General features: G+C 42.7%; 12 protein-coding genes and 1 pseudogene. 9 read left to right on the top strand and 4 right to left on the bottom strand.

Annotation, left to right across the window (positions count from 1 at the left end; translation table 11 throughout):
- Nucleotides 1-299: 299 nt before the first annotated feature.
- Nucleotides 300-1,565 (bottom strand): glutamate-5-semialdehyde dehydrogenase, encoded by a 1,266-nt coding sequence (locus tag AC4CU3_RS05985; RefSeq protein ID WP_005400805.1) that lies wholly within the window; start codon nt 1,563-1,565, stop codon nt 300-302.
- Between the two features lie 306 nt (nt 1,566-1,871).
- Here AC4CU3_RS05985 and AC4CU3_RS05980 point away from each other — a divergent pair, with 306 nt between their 5' ends.
- Nucleotides 1,872-3,203, top strand: coding sequence for an alpha/beta fold hydrolase (locus AC4CU3_RS05980; protein ID WP_176537142.1), 1,332 nt, complete (start codon nt 1,872-1,874; stop codon nt 3,201-3,203).
- 57 nt (nt 3,204-3,260) lie between these two features.
- Here the strand turns inward: AC4CU3_RS05980 and AC4CU3_RS05975 are convergent, their stop codons facing one another.
- Together AC4CU3_RS05975 and nagZ are read right to left on the bottom strand one after the other, a co-directional pair.
- Nucleotides 3,261-4,136 carry a class I SAM-dependent methyltransferase gene (locus AC4CU3_RS05975; protein WP_183173540.1) on the bottom strand — a complete coding sequence of 292 codons (876 nt, stop codon included), beginning with the start codon at nt 4,134-4,136 and terminating at the stop codon, nt 3,261-3,263.
- A 158-nt stretch (nt 4,137-4,294) separates the two neighbouring features.
- Entirely contained in the window at nt 4,295-5,311 is a 1,017-nt protein-coding gene (gene nagZ / locus AC4CU3_RS05970; RefSeq protein ID WP_005400802.1) for a beta-N-acetylhexosaminidase, read from the bottom strand.
- Between the two features lie 241 nt (nt 5,312-5,552).
- Here nagZ and AC4CU3_RS05965 point away from each other — a divergent pair, with 241 nt between their 5' ends.
- Nucleotides 5,553-7,748 carry a carboxy terminal-processing peptidase gene (locus AC4CU3_RS05965; RefSeq protein WP_005400801.1) on the top strand — a complete coding sequence of 732 codons (2,196 nt, stop codon included), beginning with the start codon at nt 5,553-5,555 and terminating at the stop codon, nt 7,746-7,748.
- Nucleotides 7,749-8,008: 260 nt separating this feature from the next.
- Here the strand turns inward: AC4CU3_RS05965 and AC4CU3_RS05960 are convergent, their stop codons facing one another.
- Nucleotides 8,009-9,037 carry an IS701 family transposase gene (locus tag AC4CU3_RS05960; protein ID WP_007116247.1) on the bottom strand — a complete coding sequence of 343 codons (1,029 nt, stop codon included), beginning with the start codon at nt 9,035-9,037 and terminating at the stop codon, nt 8,009-8,011.
- 80 nt (nt 9,038-9,117) lie between these two features.
- Between AC4CU3_RS05960 and AC4CU3_RS05955 the strand changes: the two genes are divergently transcribed.
- The 7 genes and pseudogenes from AC4CU3_RS05955 to acnA all read left to right on the top strand — a co-directional run bounded on the left by AC4CU3_RS05955 (nt 9,118) and on the right by acnA (nt 19,505).
- Nucleotides 9,118-11,196: a bifunctional diguanylate cyclase/phosphodiesterase gene (locus AC4CU3_RS05955; protein ID WP_005400800.1), complete on the top strand. Its 2,079-nt coding sequence runs from the start codon at nt 9,118-9,120 to the stop codon at nt 11,194-11,196.
- Between the two features lie 215 nt (nt 11,197-11,411).
- Nucleotides 11,412-11,917 (top strand): annotated as a pseudogene (locus AC4CU3_RS05950) (hypothetical protein).
- A gap of 382 nt (nt 11,918-12,299) precedes the next feature.
- Complete coding sequence (locus tag AC4CU3_RS05945) at nt 12,300-13,889, top strand: peptide chain release factor 3 (protein ID WP_005400798.1); 1,590 nt, start codon at nt 12,300-12,302, stop codon at nt 13,887-13,889.
- Between the two features lie 90 nt (nt 13,890-13,979).
- Nucleotides 13,980-14,798, top strand: a complete 819-nt coding sequence (locus AC4CU3_RS05940) for a hypothetical protein (RefSeq protein WP_005400797.1) — start codon at nt 13,980-13,982, stop codon at nt 14,796-14,798.
- Between the two features lie 47 nt (nt 14,799-14,845).
- The gene (locus AC4CU3_RS05935) at nt 14,846-15,796 is read left to right on the top strand and encodes an RsiV family protein (RefSeq protein WP_005400796.1); all 951 of its coding nucleotides are present in this window, start codon (nt 14,846-14,848) and stop codon (nt 15,794-15,796) included.
- Between the two features lie 12 nt (nt 15,797-15,808).
- Entirely contained in the window at nt 15,809-16,624 is an 816-nt protein-coding gene (locus tag AC4CU3_RS05930) for a TatD family hydrolase (protein WP_171054248.1), read from the top strand.
- Between the two features lie 127 nt (nt 16,625-16,751).
- Nucleotides 16,752-19,505, top strand: a complete 2,754-nt coding sequence (gene acnA / locus AC4CU3_RS05925) for an aconitate hydratase AcnA (RefSeq protein WP_005400794.1) — start codon at nt 16,752-16,754, stop codon at nt 19,503-19,505.
- The last annotated feature ends 98 nt before the right edge of the window (nt 19,506-19,603 follow it).

The following is a 19,603-nucleotide window of genomic DNA, read 5'->3' as shown; positions in this document are numbered from 1 at the left end:
ATCGGTTCATGATTTTCATTTATTCATGAAATGATGCTGAATTATTTATCAGCTTCAACCCTTTAAAAATAACACGCTATCTGCTGAAAAGAGCTGAATATATTGTGGCTTTCCTGTTTATTTTTGATATGTCGTTTTAGATCCAGACATAATCACATGCACAATCAACGTGACCATCAAAAAAAGCATGATTTCCTCTAGATTTTAAGGATTCGCAGAGGCAGAGAATGTTTAGATATAAAAAATGTTCAGCCCTTTGGAAAGAGCTGAACATAGATATTTAAAATGTGTCGGATGAGTTATTGGCGAATTTGACCATCACCAAACACAATCCATTTTTGTGAAGTCAGGCCTTCTAAGCCGACTGGGCCACGGGCATGAATTTTATCAGTTGAGATGCCAATTTCTGCACCTAAGCCATATTCAAAGCCATCGGCAAAACGGGTCGAGGCATTGATCATGACAGAACTCGAATCCACAGCGGCCAAGAACTCACGAGCTAGAGAGTAGTTTTCTGTAATGATTGAATCGGTATGGTGTGAGCCATATTTATTGATATGCTCAATCGCTTCTTCCATACCAGATACCACTTTTACCGCTAAAATTGGACCGAGGTATTCGGTGTACCAGTCTTCTTCGGTCGCCGTTTTGACTGCCGCACCTAAAATGCGCTGAGTTTCAGCACAGCCGCGCAACTCCACTTGTTTTTCAGTGTAGAGCTCAGCGACACGCGGTAAAAACTCATCTGCGACTTTTTCATCGACCAGCAAAGTTTCCATGGCATTACATACGCCGTAACGGTGAGTTTTTGCATTGAGCGCAATCGGTAGGGCTTTTTGTAGGTCAGCTTGCGCTTCAACATAAACGTGACAGTTCCCATCCAAGTGTTTAATCACAGGGACACGGGCTTCATTGCTGATACGTTCAATCAGGCCTTTGCCTCCACGTGGAACAATCACATCGACAAATTCAGTGAGTGTAATCAGTTGCCCCACGGCTGTGCGGTCTGCGGTGTTAATGACTTGAACCGCATGTTCAGGTAAACCCGCCAGTTTTAAACCGCGTTGGATGGCTTCAGCAATGGCTTTATTGGATTCGAGCGCTTCAGAACCACCACGTAAAATAATGGCATTACCAGACTTCAGTGCTAAAGAGGCGGCTTCTAAGGTCACATTTGGGCGAGACTCATAAATCATGCCAACTACGCCTAAAGGAACGCGCATCTTACCGAGCTGGATTCCTGACGGACGATAGGCCATATCGGTGATTTCACCAACAGGATCTTTGAGGCCAATCACATCTTTTAAGCCTTGCAACATGCCTTTAAAGCGTGCGGGAGACAGTTCTAAGCGATCAAGTAAAGCACTGTCTAAGTTGTTGCCGTGTGCTTTGTTCATATCTGCTTGGTTCGCCGCTAAAATAGTGGGCTCACTGTTGACTAAAGCAGTATAAATAGCTGACAACGCATTGTTTTTAGTTTCGGTAGAGGCACGCGCCAAAATACGAGAAGCTTGACGTGCTTGCTGTCCTACCGTTTGCATATATTGTTCAATCGACTCTTGCATAGCGGTTTGATCACTTAGAAATTTCACAGAAGATAGTAACAGCCTAACACTCGACCGCATAGTCTCTACATGAAAAATCCAGCGTATAGGCGGACTTATACATATTTTGAAATTGTTTTTTATCTAAAACATGATGAGCGGTTACACAATCTGTTGCGTGTAAAACAGTGCTCTGTATAGAATGAATTTTAGGACATGAAGTCCTTGCATAATTATTACAACACTGAACACCCTGTTATCGTTGACAGGCGTGATCGTGCATTTCTTGCAAAACAAAAAGTATAGGCAAGAGTAGAGGGAAGGAACATGAATTCTATGATTCAAAGGGATGCCGAGCTGTATGACGCTAATTTACGCTTAGGTTTTTTTGATGTTTACCATCGTAACAGCTTTAAAGAACCTGCACGAACCACATGGATTGAGGGCTGGAAAGTCGAATACATGGCGATTGCTCGGCCAGAGTCATTCCATCGCACTCCTATCGTGATTATTGGTGGGGCGTTTCAAAACTTTAATTCCTACAAATACTGTGTTGAGCAACTGCTCGATGCCGGTCCGATTGTCCTGATTGATCTGCCTTCAATGGGTGCCAATCAACAAATTCGTAATATCGATACGGGCTTGTCTGCAGGAACATTAGAACTGGGTGATCTCGCGAAAATGCTCGGTGTTTGGTTCGACATTGAAGGATTAGACAAAGTTTCAGTGATGGGCATGTCACTGGGCTCAGTGGTGGCATCTTGTCTGGCCGATCAACGACCAGAGCTGATTGACCGTATGATTTTAATGGGCGTTATGCAAAAGACCCGTAAAAGCTGGCGGATGTTGCTGGAGGAATCGTTACATTTAATGCGTGAACAACGCATGGATGAGTTTGGTCAGGCAGTGATTTTGTATTTGGTCAATCATGCCAAAATGGATAAAACCAGAATGTCACCCACAGCCAAGCGTTTGTTCTTCAGACAGATGGCGGAGTTTACCGCAACAGAACAAGAGCGCTATGAAATCAACTGCAATCGTTTGCTTCGCCTCACCGATGTGCCGATTCCACAGTGTAAAGTCTTGGTGGCCTGTGGCCAATATGACAGTTTTACTTTGCCACATGAAAATGCCAATTTTGCATTGCAATGTCCTGACATGGAATATGCGCAAATTGCCAATGCAGACCATGTGCCACAGCTACAACGCCGTAAAGAAACCATGCATTTGTTTGCGACGTTTCTGAAGGACGAGTCCATTCAACACTTAGACGGGATTATCCCCTTTAGTCGAGCACAAATGTTGGAAATGGAGCGCCGTGGTGAAGAGCGGGTTCAGATTCAACACCCTGAAACCTTTTTAAGCTATCGCCATTCGGATTTGGTGATTGCGACAGAAGTGATGGATTTGAACTACTTTGGGGTGCTTTTACGTTTTGAGTCAGACTTGGCTGCTGTGGCGGCTAAATATCCGCGTGATTTAGCTTTGCACTTGAGCGATGACGAAGGCGAGTTTCAGATTGAATGTTTAATTTTTGCCGAAGATGGACCGCACCTTCGTGCCTTATTTAAACATGGCAGTTTTGAACTCGCGGAGCGACTGCTTCGCTTTGTGGGGCGTCAGAAACAAGAACAGACGTTGCTCGAAGCCGTGAGTTAAGTGAAAGTCAAAAATAAAAAACAGCGTGTCATCGCTGTTTTTTTATGGGGACTAAGTTTATTGCTCGGGTTGATTGGGCTTTTGCCATTGGCTATGTATCAACCAGACCAAGTCGCCTAAGTGATCCTGCTGATCTAAGTTTGAAGTGTCAGACTGAGTGCTATTGAAAGCTAAAGTGGGTTGGTGAACGGTAACAGTGTGGAAGCCTACTTGTTTGAAAAACTGAGCCGCTTCAGGCGGACTGACAAAGTGAAAGCCAAAGGCGCTACGAGACATCCATTTTAAAAGCTTGCTACTGCTCCAGATAAAATTAGCCAGCTTATTTTTCACAGGTTCAGGGTAGAGGTCAGTCAGATAATATAACTGATCAAACTGCTGTCCGTATTGGACAATGCCTTGTAACAGTTGAGCGAGCATGTTTTTGCTAAAGTAGTTGATCAGACCTTCACTCACCACCACCAAAGGGCGGTTTGGGTCAAACACCTCAAAGGCACGGGCAAAATCTGCGCTAAATAAGTCGGCGGAGAGAACCGTTGGACTGGTCTGATCGATCTGTTTTAAGGCCTGAGTTTTCATTTGTGCCATGTCTGGTAAGTCGAGTTCACGATAGTCAATCTCAGGATACTGTTGGCGAAAGCTCCAGCCGCGTGGGGACAGGCCACTGGCAATTTCTAAAACTTGTAAGTTTGGATGCTGCTGGATTAGTGTGCTGAGGTGATCATCAATCATTTGATGACGCTGTTTTAAGGTCGTGCGCATACTGCCACCGACATATTTCTCAGCCCAGCTTTCGAGTGGATGCACCAGTTTGGCCAGTAACTTCCCTTTGCGGGTGGCAAATACAGGATGTGAGATGCCCATGCTATACCAAATATAGCCTGTATAGTGTGCAGTAAAAGAGATGTGGCGATGAGCCGATAAAGCATCTGTCATGGTATCCGTACCTGATATTTTGTTGTTTTAGCGTTGTTGTTTGGGCAATGCAGAGCAAGCCTGTTGATTTATTTTGAGTTTATCATAATGAAAAAAGGACATCTTGTGATGTCCCTTTGTCCGAAATATCGCGGTTGAAATGGTCAAAGATGAAGTGCTTAACTTAATCTAAACAGTTCCACTTGGTCGCGTACTTTGGCCCAATCTTCACCTAAATGCAGTGTCGATTGAACGCTGATATTTGGAATCTGACCACGCATGCGTTCTAAGCGAGCTTGGTTTGGCAGCGCCAGTTGGTTGATTCCCTCCAAGGCTACACATGCGGATGCTCGGTCATTACACACCAGTCCCATGTCACAGCCTGCATGGAGTGCGGCTTGAATGCGGGAATCTGCACCACCTGCAACACATGCGGCCTGCATGCTTAAATCATCTGAGAATAAGACACCATCAAAGCCCAGTTGCTGACGTAGCACGGTTTGAATCCAATACGGCGAAAAACCTGCTGGGTTTGGATCGACTTGGTCATAAATTACATGGGCAGGCATGAGTGCGTCTAACTGCGGCATCAGTTTGATAAAGGTTTGCATATCTTTGGCATAAATTTCATCATACGTGCGTGAGTCGATGGCTGCTGCGACATGTGAGTCTGCTTTGACTGAACCATGACCGGGGAAATGTTTGCCTGTTGATGCCATGCCTGCGGCTTTCATCCCTTTTAGGAATGCACTGGCCAGCGGTACGATGTCTTGAATATTTTTGGCAAAGCCACGGTCACCAATCACATCACTGATGTCATTGAGGTCGAGTACAGGGGCAAAGCTAAAGTCGATACCGACGGCAAGAACTTCTGTTGCCATCAACCAGCCAGATTGTTCTGCCAAGCTTAAGGCTTTTTCAGGTTCGCTTAAGAATAGCTCGCCAAACTTACCCATTGCTGGAAGTAGGCTAAAGCCCTGTTTTAAGCGTTGAACGCGTCCGCCTTCTTGATCGACAGCAATCAAAATATCAGGACGAATTCGGCGCATATGGTCGGTGAGGGCGCGAACTTGTGCAGGAGATTCAATATTTCGTCCAAATAAAATCATGCCACCGACTTGCGGTGCTTGTAATAGTGCAATATCTTCTTGAGTAAGTTCTGTGCCTGCGATGTCGAGCATCAATGCGCCAATCATATTGGGTGTCCGTATTTGATTTTTTGGTCAGTGACTGTTTTGGCTCTGAAATGAGAGCGAAACAGGTCGTCGAAAACAATACCCGAATTTTGCAATGATTTGCTACATTTTGTCAGCACAGATTATGATAAAACTACACGACATAAACAGATTAAGTTGTTTAAGATTTTGAATATTCTCAATTCATGTCGAAAAATGACATTGTAATTTTGGTCAAAAACCAAGGAACTAAGAATTATTTATGAAACTTCAAACCATTGCTTGTGCGGTTGCAATTGCAACGGGTGGATTCTTTTTCACTCATGCCATTAATGAAGCCATTGCAGCGACTGAAACTACCGCTGTAACCAAACAAGCTATTGTTCCGTCGCAGGAGCAGGCTTTGGTGTCTCGTCAACTGGCGACCTTGGTTGACCGTCAACATTATCTCAATCAACGTTTAGATGCGAAAACATCGGCGCGTATTCTCGATTTCTATCTGGACAGTTTAGATCCAGACCATTCGCTGTTTCTTGCCTCTGAAGTAGAGAGTTATAAGCGTAAATATGGCTCAAACTTAGGTGCGGCTTTAAAAGCAGGGGACTTAAGTGGACCGTATGCGATTCATGCACAGTATCGAGATCGTTTGACCCAGTTTTATACCTATATGCTGGATGAGCTGAAAAAGCCGCAGAACTTAAAACAAGCCAATGTTTATATCGAAACGGATCGTGAAAAGGCACCGTATTTTGCCAATGAAGCGGCGCAGCGTCAGCATTGGAACAAAATGTTGGTTTCGCAGCTGATTAATTTGACCATTAGCAAAGAAGAAGAGTTGGCGAAGCAAAAAGCGCTTAAAGCCAACCCAGAATTGGCCAATGGACAAGATCTCACTAGCTCGGAAGATTTAACCCCAGTACAAACCTTAACCAAGCGTTATATGCGCCAGTTAGAACGTATTTCACGGGTGAAAAGTGATGATGTGTTAGACAAAACACTCAATGCGATGACGCTTACCTATGATCCGCACAGTAACTATTTCCCACCTGTCGATGCAATGGAATTGAACCGCCAGACGACTTTGCAGCTTGAAGGGATTGGGGTGTCGATTCGACCTGAACGGGGCAATGAAGACTACACCAAAATCGAAACCATTGTGGAAGGTGGTCCAGCGAGCAAGTCAGGACAGGTGAAGTCGGGTGACCGCATCATTGGTGTGGCACAAGATGGCGAAAAAATGGTGGATGTCATCGGTTGGCCGAGCAATGAAATTGTGGGTTTAATCCGTGGTAAACGTGGTACCAAAGTCACCATACGGTTACTCGGTTCAGGTGCGCCGATGAGCCAAGCACGTAATGTGACCATTACCCGTGACGTCATTCAAGAAGAAGATGCTGGGGTACGTTCACGTACCGTGAATGTAACGCGTGATGGACAACAATACACCTTTGGTTTGATTGAAATTCCGTCTTTCTATTTGAACTATCGTGCACGTCGTGCGGGCACAGAATATCGCTCTGTATCTGAAGATACCAACAATGCGCTGAAAACTTTAGCGGCCAAGAATGTCTCAGGGATTATTATCGACTTACGTAATAACCCAGGGGGTTCGCTTGAAGAAGTGGCTCGCATGCTTGGACAGGTGATTAAGTCAGGTCCTGTGGTGCAAATTCGAGATGGTAATGGCAATGTGAGCGTTTTCGAAGACGATGACAATGGTGCGCAAACCTATGCGGGTCCATTGGCAGTGATGGTGAATTTAGCATCTGCATCTGCAAGCGAAATTTATTCTGCTGCGATTCAAGACTATGAACGTGGCATTGTGATTGGTAGCACCACCACAGGTAAAGGAACCGCACAAGTTCAGCTCGACAACTTGGCGCATGGTCAAGCGACACTAACGCAACGTAAGTTTTACCGTGTAACGGGTGGCAGTACGCAGAACAAAGGCGTGATTCCAGACGTGAAGCTGGTAGATATTTACAATGAAGAGTTTGGTGAGCGTAAAGCGAAAAATGCGCTTGAATGGGATACGATTCCAACTGCGCCGTTTAAACGTGAAGGCAGTATCACACCGTATGTAAAACGTTTAGGTGAGCTGTCGCAAGCACGCGTTAAAGTCGACCCGCAGTTTAACTATCTTGAACAGCGTAAAGACATCTCGAAAAAGACCGAAGATCAAAAACGTGTGGTTTTAGATATTGATCAACGTAAAGCTGAATTGTTGGCACTGGAAAAACAGACTTTAGACTCGGAAAACAAGCGCCGTCAGATTGCAGGACAAAAGCCTTATGCAAACTGGGAAAGCTATCAAGCTTCTATGGAAGCTTTGGTTGAAGCACGCGCTAAAATGAAAGCGAATCAACGTCCTGCATTGCCTGAAGAGGAAGCATTTGTGACTGAATCTGCAAATGTCTTGTTAGATTATGCCAAGTTGCAAAAAGGCACTGCAAAATAGTTTAATCTCTGACGCAATGTATTAAAAAGCCAGTTTCGACTGGCTTTTTATTTAAATTGTGATTCAAAACACAAATGTGGGATTGGCAGGCTGCCAAAGCAATCTGCTAGGTAAAATAAATCTATAAATTCTAATGATATCTCTGTGATTTTTTCTTGACCTGAACCTGTTTGTATAAGATTCTTAATCGGGTAGTAATGCTTTTCGCCTTTGATAAAAAGGATATAAATGAAGAAAAAGAGAATAGGACTTACGCACTATTATTTATAGATTCTCTGTGGTAGCAGATGATTTTTATCGAGAATAAAGTCATCAATGAAGTTTTTGATAACTGGTCTAAATAATTTCTTCTGCCAACGATATACATTTTCAAAGATCCGCTCAAACTGGTTCTTTTGTATCTCGACGTAGGCCATCAAGGCTGAAAAAATATGATTCAAAATCAGTTTAGATCGTCTTACTTGAAACTTTTCAATATGACAAACCTGTTTAATCACCCGGTGATATTGCTCTATTTTCCAATGACTTGAATGTAATTCATGAAAACCCTCAAAGGACAATAAATCATCTTCATCTTGATGCACAATATAAAACCTCTGCTGTTCTTTTAACTGAGTCTTAAATAATTGTACAAAGCCAAAATCTTTGAGCCAGACCACTTGACCCTGATGGAAATTTGGCAATAAACGCAGTTGAAACCATTGTCCTTTTTCTGGGGAAACCTTACGGTTACAGTCGATACCAAACATAAATCGAATACCATATTTTCTTATGGTTTTTAGATTTCCAGTCGATGAATACCAACTATCACCTGTAATAAATTGAATCTTTGCACCCCAACTGAGTACTTCACTTAACATATCCATAAAGTAATCATTCTTGGTTTTACTTTCAGATTTGTCATAAATTCGGAAATTAATTGGAATATTTTGACCATTCTGATCTGTCGCATACAAGGTAATGAGATTAATACCCTTGACGGATCGGTGGTGTTTGCCTGACCAAAAATAGCTAACCAAGTCCATATGTTGACTATAGGGTTTATCTAAAACAGTATCATCAATACTGACTATAAGTTTATTATTATCAATATGTTGAATTGCTTCTTGATATAGGTCGTGAGGTGTGTAGTCTTCACGTTCTAGAAAGCGATTTACACTATCATGCGAGATGTTATAAGTCTCGGCAAGTTGTGTGCAGCTAATAGAGTTCGGTTCTGTCATGAGAAAGCCCATATAAATGGGTAATGTACAAGTTGCTGTAGAAGCATGTTTAATTCGTCTGATCACAGATACTTTATAAAGTATTTTAATACTTTTTTGAATCCGTCAATGCGTAAGTCCTAGAGAAATTAATACGGACATTTTATATGATGCATGTGCATTACGATTTTAGTTTGGTATTAGGTTCAATTGTTGTGGCATTGTTGGCGTGTTTTTTTGCAGTGTCGACCGAACGCTTATTATTTCGTGCTTGGCGTAAAAAATTTCAAACAGCGCTCATTTTACTCAGTAGTTTTTTCTTAGGCTGTGCCATTTGGGCCATGCATTTTGTGGGCATGTTGGCTTGTGATTTGCCGACGCATAGTTATTTTGACCCTGCACTGACAATTCTTTCTTTTTTTATTGCTTTTATTGCATCTGTTTTTTCAATTTGGTTGACCACGCGTCAGACCTTACCTTTTTTAAGATTGGTTTTGGGGTCGGTATTGATGGGGCTTGGTATTTCGGGCATGCATTATACTGGCATGATGGGTCTGATTATTGAGGGCTATCAGAGTGTTTACGATCCCTTGCTGACAGTTTTCTCTATTTTACTTGCCATCAGTGGCTCGGGTTTAACCTTTTGGCTGATCTTTAAATATAAAAGTGCGGTCAGCAAAAAACTGTTGTACCAATGGTATGTTGCAGGGATGATGGCCTTGACCATCGTAAGTATGCATTATACTGGTATGCTTGCAGTCTCGTTCTATCCAACCAATAGTGACAAACTGGTCATGACCCTTGAAGCAGGTCAAAGCATCGTTTTATTTGTTGTTATCTTTATTACCTGTTTGATTTTGGTGGCAGCATTTGTTGTTGCGGTGCTGGAGCAGCGTTTAGAAGAGCGCAATATTCAACTTTCTCTGGCCAATAAAGAGCTGGCAAATCAGGCTGTACAGGACAATTTAACCAAGCTGCCCAATCGATTGTATTTGGCGGAATACGCCCATTTTTTGTTTACAGATCAACGCTTCCGCAATGAAAGCATTGCCTTTTTATATATCGATTTAGACCGCTTTAAAGCCGTAAATGATGTCTTTGGGCATCATGTTGGGGATCAATTATTGGTTCAACTGACCACACGAATTCATCGTCACTTAAGTAAAAATGAAAAAATTCTCAGAATTGGTGGGGATGAGTTTCTGATGGTGCTGGAGCAGGCCACTCCTGAGCAAGCGTGCCAAATGGCGGAGCACGTGCTGGAGTTGATTCAAGATAGCTTTTTGATTGCGGGTAAAGAAATCAATGTGTCTGCGAGTATTGGTATTGCGATGTATCCCGAACATGGTAGTAATTTGCAAGATTTATTGATTAATGCCGATGCAGCGATGCTGACCTCAAAATATCAGGGACGAAATACCTATTCTATTTTTAACTACAGCTTTGACCAACAAGAAGCGAAAAGCCAAACTAAGCTGATCAATGACTTATATAAAGCAGTAGAAGAACAACAGTTTGTTTTGTATTACCAGCCTAAATTTACCATCCAAGATCAACGGATTTGTGGAGTCGAGGCGTTGATTCGCTGGAAGCATCCGACTTTAGGCTTGCTGACCCCCAATATGTTTATTAAAGGCGCGGAGAAAACGGGACTGATCATCCAAATGGGGTATTGGGCTTTGGAGCAAGCATGTAAACAACTGCAAATCTGGGAACGAGAGAAAATTGAACTGTATCCAATTGCTGTGAATTTATCGGCGGTGCAGTTTGAGCATAAGCATTTATTTAATAATCTTGAGCATCTTTTTGATAAATACAAAGTCAATCCAAATCATTTAATTATTGAAATCACTGAAAGTACGGCCATGCACCATATCGAAGCTAGCATTCGTACCTTACAGCGTTTACGTGAAATGGGGATTCGTTTGGCGATTGATGACTTTGGGACAGGACATTCTAGCTTTTTATATTTAAAAAACCTACCTGTAGATGAGTTGAAGATTGATCGCGGTTTTATTCATGAGCTGACTGTTGGCTCAAAAGATGAAATGATCTTAGAAAGTATTGTTCATCTAGCGATTCGCTTAGGCTTAGTCGTGACGGCAGAAGGTGTAGAAAGTCCTTTGCAAATGGAAATTTTATCGCGTTTAGGCTGTCAGCAATTACAAGGCTATTTGTTGGGTATGCCTATGGATGTTAAGCGCTTAGAAGAGTTTGAGTATACGTCGTCAACTTATTTCAATTAAGCGATATCTACAATTTGTGCCGATGGCTGATCGCTTTTATGGTGATGTAATTCAGTTGAGAGTCTAATAAAAAATAAGCAGTGTTCGCAAAATCCTCTATCTAGTGATATCGGCTTTTTATGCATTCTTTAGAATCTATTCGTTTTAGTGTCCTGTTGTCCGTATACCAAGCTGTTCAGTTCAAAACATTGGGAACAATTTGGAATTAAATAATTATGGTTAGAGTCGTTACTAAGGTTGGTGATGTTTTTCTGTAAAGTTGGATAATGAGGTGAAAAAATATTTCCAGCTCATTGCTTTTGATTTAACACAATTAAATAGTGATGTGATCAGAGCATTTAAAAAAGTATACCCTATCCATGCAACTCCTACATTATTGGATATCGTTAGTGATGATGTCGATTTTTATGCACATTGCGTCACTAAATTTGGCATAAAAATGAATCTTTGGGAGAAAGTTGGAAACATATCTGATGTGGGTGGAACTTCTACAATATTATTCAGAGACACAGATGATTATGGTGTTATGGTAGGGGAAGAACCAATAAAAATTTCTCACAATTGGTTTGTATGGCACATTAATGATGATAAATTTACTTATGTTGGAAACCTAGAGGGAGAAAACCGTAAAGCAGAAATAGGTGTGGTTATGCCCCCTTTGGCTATAGTAGAACGTATAAAAACAGGGAAATATAGCTTCGTATATCCAGAGTTTGAATGAAGTTTATAAAATGGCCTCAGATTAGGCTTAAACAAGATAAAATAATGCTTGATGTATGAGGGGCAACGGAAGTTTTACTCCGAGTTGTCATTGGATGCAGCGTGATTAAGTGTATGTTCAGATCGGATCAAACAATGTTTCTGTACATCTAAGTTGTAGCTGATAGCGCTGTAGCGTTCTATTCTTATCCTCTACCAGAGCGGGAAAGCATCCGAATTGACGACGAATGCGATGTACTGCGCTGGTGGGTTAAGGGAAAATTATCAATAAAATCTCATTCATAAATCTGCTACAATTGCGCCAATTTTAAGTTATCACTTTACGGGTTGGATACACATTTATAAGTGTGTACAAAACCGTGTACCTATTGAAGATTTCCCTTATGTTTAAAGATCAATTAGCTAGAGAAGTAGCGGCTCGTAGAACTTTTGCTATTATTTCCCACCCCGATGCTGGTAAGACCACCATGACAGAAAAATTGCTGTTGTGGGGACAAGCCATTCAGATTGCTGGTATGGTGAAAAGCCGTAAATCGGACCGTGCTGCGACTTCAGACTGGATGGAAATGGAAAAAGAACGTGGTATTTCGATCACCACCTCTGTCATGCAGTTTCCCTTTAAAGACAAGATGATCAACCTGCTGGATACGCCGGGACACGAAGATTTCTCTGAAGATACGTATCGTACCTTAACGGCGGTCGATTCAGCTTTGATGGTAATTGATGGTGCAAAAGGTGTTGAAGATCGTACCGTGAAACTGATGGAAGTGTGTCGTATGCGTGACACACCAATCATTTCATTTGTGAACAAAATGGACCGTGAAATCCGTGAGCCTTTAGAGCTGTTGGATGAAATTGAAAATGTTCTCAAAATCAAATGTGTGCCGATCACTTGGCCGCTTGGTACAGGTCGTGACTTCGCTGGGGTGTTTAACCTGATCGAAGAGAAGTTTTATGTGTATAAAGCAGGTTTTGGTTCAACCATTACTGAAATCGAAGTCCGTGATGGTTATGACTATCCAGACTTACGTGAAAAAGTCGGTGAGCTGGCTTGGGCGGCATTTGAAGAGTCTCTAGAGTTGGTGCAAATGGCCAATGAGCCTTTAGACCGCACAGAGTTCCTTGCGGGTCGTCAAACGCCTGTATTGTTTGGTACAGCATTAGGTAACTTTGGTGTAGACCATGTGTTAGATGCATTTAGTAATTATGCACCTGAACCTAAAGCACACCCAACAGAAAATCGTTTGGTTGAAGCGACTGAAGAAGGTTTTACTGGCTTTGTTTTTAAAATTCAAGCCAATATGGACCCGAAACACCGTGACCGTATTGCCTTTATGCGTATTTGTTCAGGAAAATATGAAAAAGGTTTGAAAATGAAGCATGTGCGTCTAGATAAAGATGTGCGCATTAGTGATGCTTTGACTTTCTTAGCCGGTGATCGTCAGCATCTAGAAGAGGCATGGCCGGGCGACATTATTGGTTTACATAACCACGGTACGATTCAAATTGGCGATACTTTTACATCAGGTGAAAAACTACAATTTACGGGTATCCCGCACTTCGCCCCTGAAATGTTCCGCCGTGTACGTTTGAAAGATCCATTGAAATCGAAGCAGTTACAAAAAGGCTTAAAAGAACTTTCAGAAGAAGGTGCAACACAGGTCTTCATGCCGCAAAATAGCAATGACTTGATTGTCGGTGCGGTAGGTGTGCTTCAGTTTGAAGTGGTGGCATACCGTTTGAAAGAAGAATACAAAGTCGACTGCGTCTACGAGCCTGTGAGCATTAACACTGTGCGCTGGGTGTCATGTGATGATGACAAAAAATTCAATGAATTTAAGAAAAAAGCACATGATCAATTATCGGTAGATGGTGGTGGTCACTTGACCTACTTGGCACCGAGTCGTGTGAACTTACAACTGATGCAAGAGCGCTATCCAGACATCGTGTTCCGCAATACCCGCGAACACTAATCGGGATGTTAAAAAATAAAACAGCTTCTTCGTGAAGCTGTTTTATTATGCAAGATACTTTATTTTAATCATGAATTTCATGGAAGACGCATGTTGCAGAAACAGGCTATTTATACAATATTGGTGAGTTTGACTGTCTTATTGACGGCATGTGACTCCTCTAAACAATCTGAAACAGACGCAGATGCCAAAAGCTCGGTATTTAAAACAGAGCAGGCTGAAGTGTTACCATATTTAAATATTCAGCAACAAGCGGCTGATATTGCACAACCGTTTTGTGAAACCAAGAATTGTATTGAATTAGATCTGCAAAGCTTAACAACGGCAGATCCGTGGTTAAACCAATGGATTGCCAAAAGTCAGGCTCGAGTGATTCAAGATCAGATTGGCTTAAAACAAGACATGAGCTTACAGCAAGCCATTAATGCCTATGTGAAAAAGTCGGATACATGGCAAGCTGAATTCAAGGGCAATAAGGCTTATAGCTTGGCGATGTATACGCGTATACCGTATCAGCGCAATCAGTTTGTATTGATGCAAATTGGGGTTGATACCAATCAAGAGAATGTAAATGTTAAGGAACGTTATTATTTCTTTGTTGCGGATCGTAAAAACCAAAAAGCGGTGGCATTATTAGATTTAATTCACCCGAAACAGCAGCTGGCGATGAATGTGTTGGTGCAAAAAGCGTATCAAGACTGGTTGAAGAAACAAGAACCTGAAGTGCGAAAATCTGCACCAGCGAAGTTGTACTGGGGGCAAGCAGATTGGTTTTTTGACCAAGAGGGCATTGGTTTACACTATCGGACTCATGAGATTGTAAAAGATGGCACTCAGCTTGATATTTATTTGACGAAAGCACAAACTCAACAGGTATTAAAAGCCGATGTCTATACCCAGTTGTTTTAGTGCATTGGCCAAAGCAAGAGCTGGCTTCACAAGGTAATAGGTTATTTATGTTAAAAAGCAAAACAATATTGACAATCAGCGTACTTGCAGCTGCCATCAGTTTGACAGCCTGCCAACCAAAAGATAAAGAGCCTCAAACTCCTGCAACGCAAACCACAGCGGCTTCAGAGGCAGAAACAGCCTTAAAGCTGGTCGGTGACACAGAAAAATTACAATTCGAATTACCTGAGTGTGATGGCAATGCTTGCCCTGAATTAAACATTGATCGTTTGCAAAGTAATCAAGCATTTATTGATGATTTTATTGATCAACAAATTGTGAAAGATCTCTCGCAGATTATTGATATTTCGCCGATGCATAGCAGTTCTGATACCACGGCATCAAGTGCGGTGGCGGCAAGTTCTGAACCTGCAGTAGTGGGCCAAGTCATCACCCCTAAACTGAAACTAGAGAAACAAGTTCAACCTTATTTGGCTGCTTTTCTGGGTTTAGACCAAGAGTTGAAAGCCTTAAGTTCGAACCATCAAATTAGTTTGATGATTAAGCCGAAAATTCTAAATGCCAAAGATCCTTTGGCCACGGTGGTATTGAACACCAGCAGCTACTTAGGCGGTGCACATGGTTCATCGTCACAGCATTATTATAATTTTGACTTGAAGCAGCAAAAGCTGGTGAGTTTGGATGATCTATTGTTGCCGAATCAGAAGGCGGCGTTAAATAGAGTAGCGCATGAAGCCTTTCGTGCTTGGATCGTCGACTCTAAGTTAGCGACCAATGTCGATGAATATGAGCAAGCGTGGAAGTTTAGTTTGAGTAACAATTATTACTTGGGTACTGAAGGTCTAATTTTGCAATATGGCGAGTATGAAATTGGTCCTTATGTGGTGGGTTTACCACGCTTAACTCTTGGTTATGATCAACTCCAGAAAATTTTAAAGCCTGAGTATTTACCCAAAGCCAAACAGAGCGCACAGGCTGCTTCAGAAGCCAAGAGTTAATCAAGCATGAGCTTGCCTCTGTTCGACACCCATACTCACTTTGATGTTGCCGATTTTGATACTGATCGGCAACATTTGGCCGAACAAGCAAAACGTGTTGGGGTAGAGGCACTGGTCCTTATTGGTTTTCTTGAATCACGATTTGATGCGCTGATTCAGACACATCAGCAATTAAAAAGCTGGGAGAATGTTCCATGCTCTTATCTTGCCCCAGGTTTACATCCGTTTTATATCGAACAGCATCAGACTGAACATTTACAGCGTTTAGAACAGGTTTTGCAGCAGCAGGACTGCGTAGCTGTGGGTGAAATTGGTTTAGACACCTTTTTAAAAGAGCATAAACAGCCTGCACTTTTCGCCAAGCAGCAATCTTATTTTTCCGCACAACTGGAACTTGCTCAGCAATATCAAAAACCTGTGTTATTGCATATTCGCAAAGCACATGCAGAAAGCATTGCTATTTTAAAAGCCCAAAAATTCAAATTTGGTGGTATCGCTCATGCCTTTAGTGGTGGGGTGGAAGAAGCCAAGGTCTTGGTCAAACTCGGTTTTAAAATAGGGGTAACAGGACAAATCACCAATCCAAATGCCAAAAAATTGCATCAAGTGGTGCAAGCACTTGGTAGCGAACATTTGGTGATTGAAACGGACTGTCCAGATATGACACCGTTGTGTTGTCAAACATCGACCGAGCATCCCACCCGCAATACACCGGTAAATTTACCTTATGTTTTGGAGAGTCTCGCACAGACACTGGATCAGTCTGAGCGGTCGTTAGCAACTCAACTCTGGCAGAACTCATTGGCTGCGTTGCATTTAAAATTTTAGAAGAATAAGACAATAATCTCGATAAAAATAAGATAACCAAAAGGGAACACATTCTTTTCTAAACAGGCTTACATTAAAGAAAGAACATCATAATAAATACATTCGCCAATATTGGGAGGGCAACCGAATGGCCAGATATAGCAAAATCAATAGTTTCAATGCATTACAAACACTCACGGTGGGTGAAAAATCCTATCAAATTTTTAACCTCCCTCAAGCCGCCCAAACATTGGGTAATATTGATCATTTACCCAAGTCTTTAAAGGTCTTACTCGAAAATTTACTCCGTTTTGAAGATCAAAAAAGTGTAAAAGTAGAGCATATTCAAGCCCTAGTCGATTGGCAAAAAACTAGAAGCTCTGATCAAGAAATTCAATATCGGCCTGCACGTGTGTTGATGCAGGATTTCACAGGGGTTCCCGCCGTGGTTGACTTGGCTGCCATGCGTGCCGCAATGGCACAAGCGGGTGGCGATCCGAATTTGATAAATCCCTTATCCCCTGTCGATTTGGTGATTGATCATTCCGTGATGGTCGATCATTTTGCAGATAAAGATGCCTTTGCTGAAAATGTCGAAATTGAAATGCAACGCAATGGTGAGCGCTATCAATTTCTACGCTGGGGACAATCGGCCTTTAATAACTTTAGCGTTGTCCCGCCCGGTACAGGAATTTGCCACCAAGTCAATTTAGAGTATCTGGCTCAAGCGGTATGGTTGGGGGAGGATGAGGGACAAACTTTTGCGTTCCCTGATACCTTGGTGGGAACAGATTCGCATACCACCATGATCAATGGCTTAGGCGTGCTCGGTTGGGGTGTTGGCGGGATCGAAGCTGAAGCGGCGATGCTCGGGCAGCCTGTATCCATGTTGATTCCTGAAGTGATCGGTTTCAAACTCACAGGAAAACTCAATGAAGGCATTACCGCAACAGATTTGGTTCTAACCATCACACAAATGCTACGCCAAAAAGGCGTGGTTGGTAAATTTGTTGAATTCTATGGCGATGGTTTGGCCGACTTGCCTTTGGCTGACCGCGCCACTATTGCCAATATGGCCCCTGAATATGGTGCAACCTGTGGTTTCTTCCCCATTGATGACGTGACCTTGGACTATCTAGCGTTGACAGGTCGTGAGCAACAACGGATTGATTTGGTTGAAGCGTATAGTAAAGCGCAAGGCCTGTGGCGAAATGCAGGTGATGAACCCGTTTTTACCGATACGTTGAGCTTGGACATGAGCACAGTGCAGGCCAGTTTGGCAGGCCCTAAACGTCCGCAAGATCGTGTCTTGCTAGCAGATGTACCTAAAACTTTTCATGATTTGATGGAACTAACGCTAAAGCCCGCCAAAGAGGCGAAAGAGCGTTTAGAAAATGAAGGTGGTGGCACAGCTGTTGAAGCTAAAAAAGCTAATCTACCGCATGAGGAGCCATCTTGCACCATTGATGGAAAATCCTACCCCTTGAACCATGGTGATGTGGTCATTTCAGCCATTACCTCATGCACCAATACTTCCAATCCCAGCGTGATGTTAGCCGCGGGACTTCTTGCCAAAAAAGCCATTGAAAAAGGCCTACAGCGTAAACCGTGGGTGAAAAGTTCGCTTGCACCTGGTTCTAAAGTAGTGACCGACTATTTGGCTGCGGCAGGTTTAACACCGTATTTGGATGAGTTGGGTTATAACTTGGTTGGCTATGGCTGTACCACGTGTATCGGCAACTCTGGACCACTGCCTGAACCGATTGAAGAAGCCATTCAGTGCCATGATCTCAATGTCGCTTCAGTGCTTTCAGGCAACCGTAACTTTGAAGGGCGTGTGCATCCTCTGGTGAAAACCAACTGGTTGGCTTCGCCACCTTTGGTGGTGGCTTATGGTTTGACGGGCAATATCCGTACAGACCTGACCACGCAACCGATCGGCCTCGGCAAAGATGGGCAAGCAGTCTACTTGAAGGATATTTGGCCGAGTCAGGCTGAAATTGATCATGCGCTACAGAGCGTAAATACCGCGATGTTCCATAAAGAATATGCCGCAGTATTTGATGGTGATGCAGCATGGCAGGAGATTCAGATTCCTCAAAGTCAGACCTATGCTTGGCAAGAGAATTCAACCTATATTCGCCACCCGCCATTTTTTGAAGAGATAGGTAAGCCACCGAAACCGATTACCAATATTGAACAGGCACGTATTTTGGCTGTGCTTGGAGACTCGGTCACCACCGATCATATTTCCCCAGCGGGTAATATCAAGAAAGACAGCCCCGCAGGACGCTATTTGCAACAGCAAGGGGTTGAACCCAAAGACTTTAACTCTTACGGGTCTCGACGTGGGAACCATGAAGTGATGATGCGAGGCACTTTTGCCAATATCCGCATTAAAAATGAAATGCTCGGTGGAGAAGAAGGTGGAAACACGATCTATATTCCAACAGGAGAAACCTTGCCGATTTATGATGCCTCTATGTTTTATCAGCAGCAACATACGCCGTTAATCATTATTGCTGGGAAAGAGTATGGCACAGGCTCATCACGTGACTGGGCTGCCAAAGGCACGAACTTATTGGGGGTTAAAGCGGTGATTGCCGAAAGTTTTGAACGAATTCACCGTTCGAATTTGGTTGGTATGGGAGTATTGCCATTGCAATTTGTCGATGGACAAACGCGCCAATCCTTAAATTTGACAGGTCGTGAAGTACTTTCGATTCATGGATTATCGGATGATATCCAGCCTCATCAAACTTTGGATATTCAGGTACTTCGAGAAGATGGCAGCCAAGACCAATTTACAGTGTTGTGCCGTATTGATACCTTGAATGAGGTGGAATACTTTAAAGCTGGAGGCATTTTGCATTATGTACTGCGTAATTTAATTGCAGCCTAATCTCAATGGAATAAAGCCCTGTCAGTAGCAGGGCTTTATTGTTTGTAGCGATACATTCAATCCAAGGTCGTATTCAGGTAAAATGAACACGATTTTAC

It is taken from the genome of Acinetobacter sp. 802_lipA, from assembly GCF_058242885.1.
This window is presented reverse-complemented; position numbering and strand designations above follow the sequence as displayed.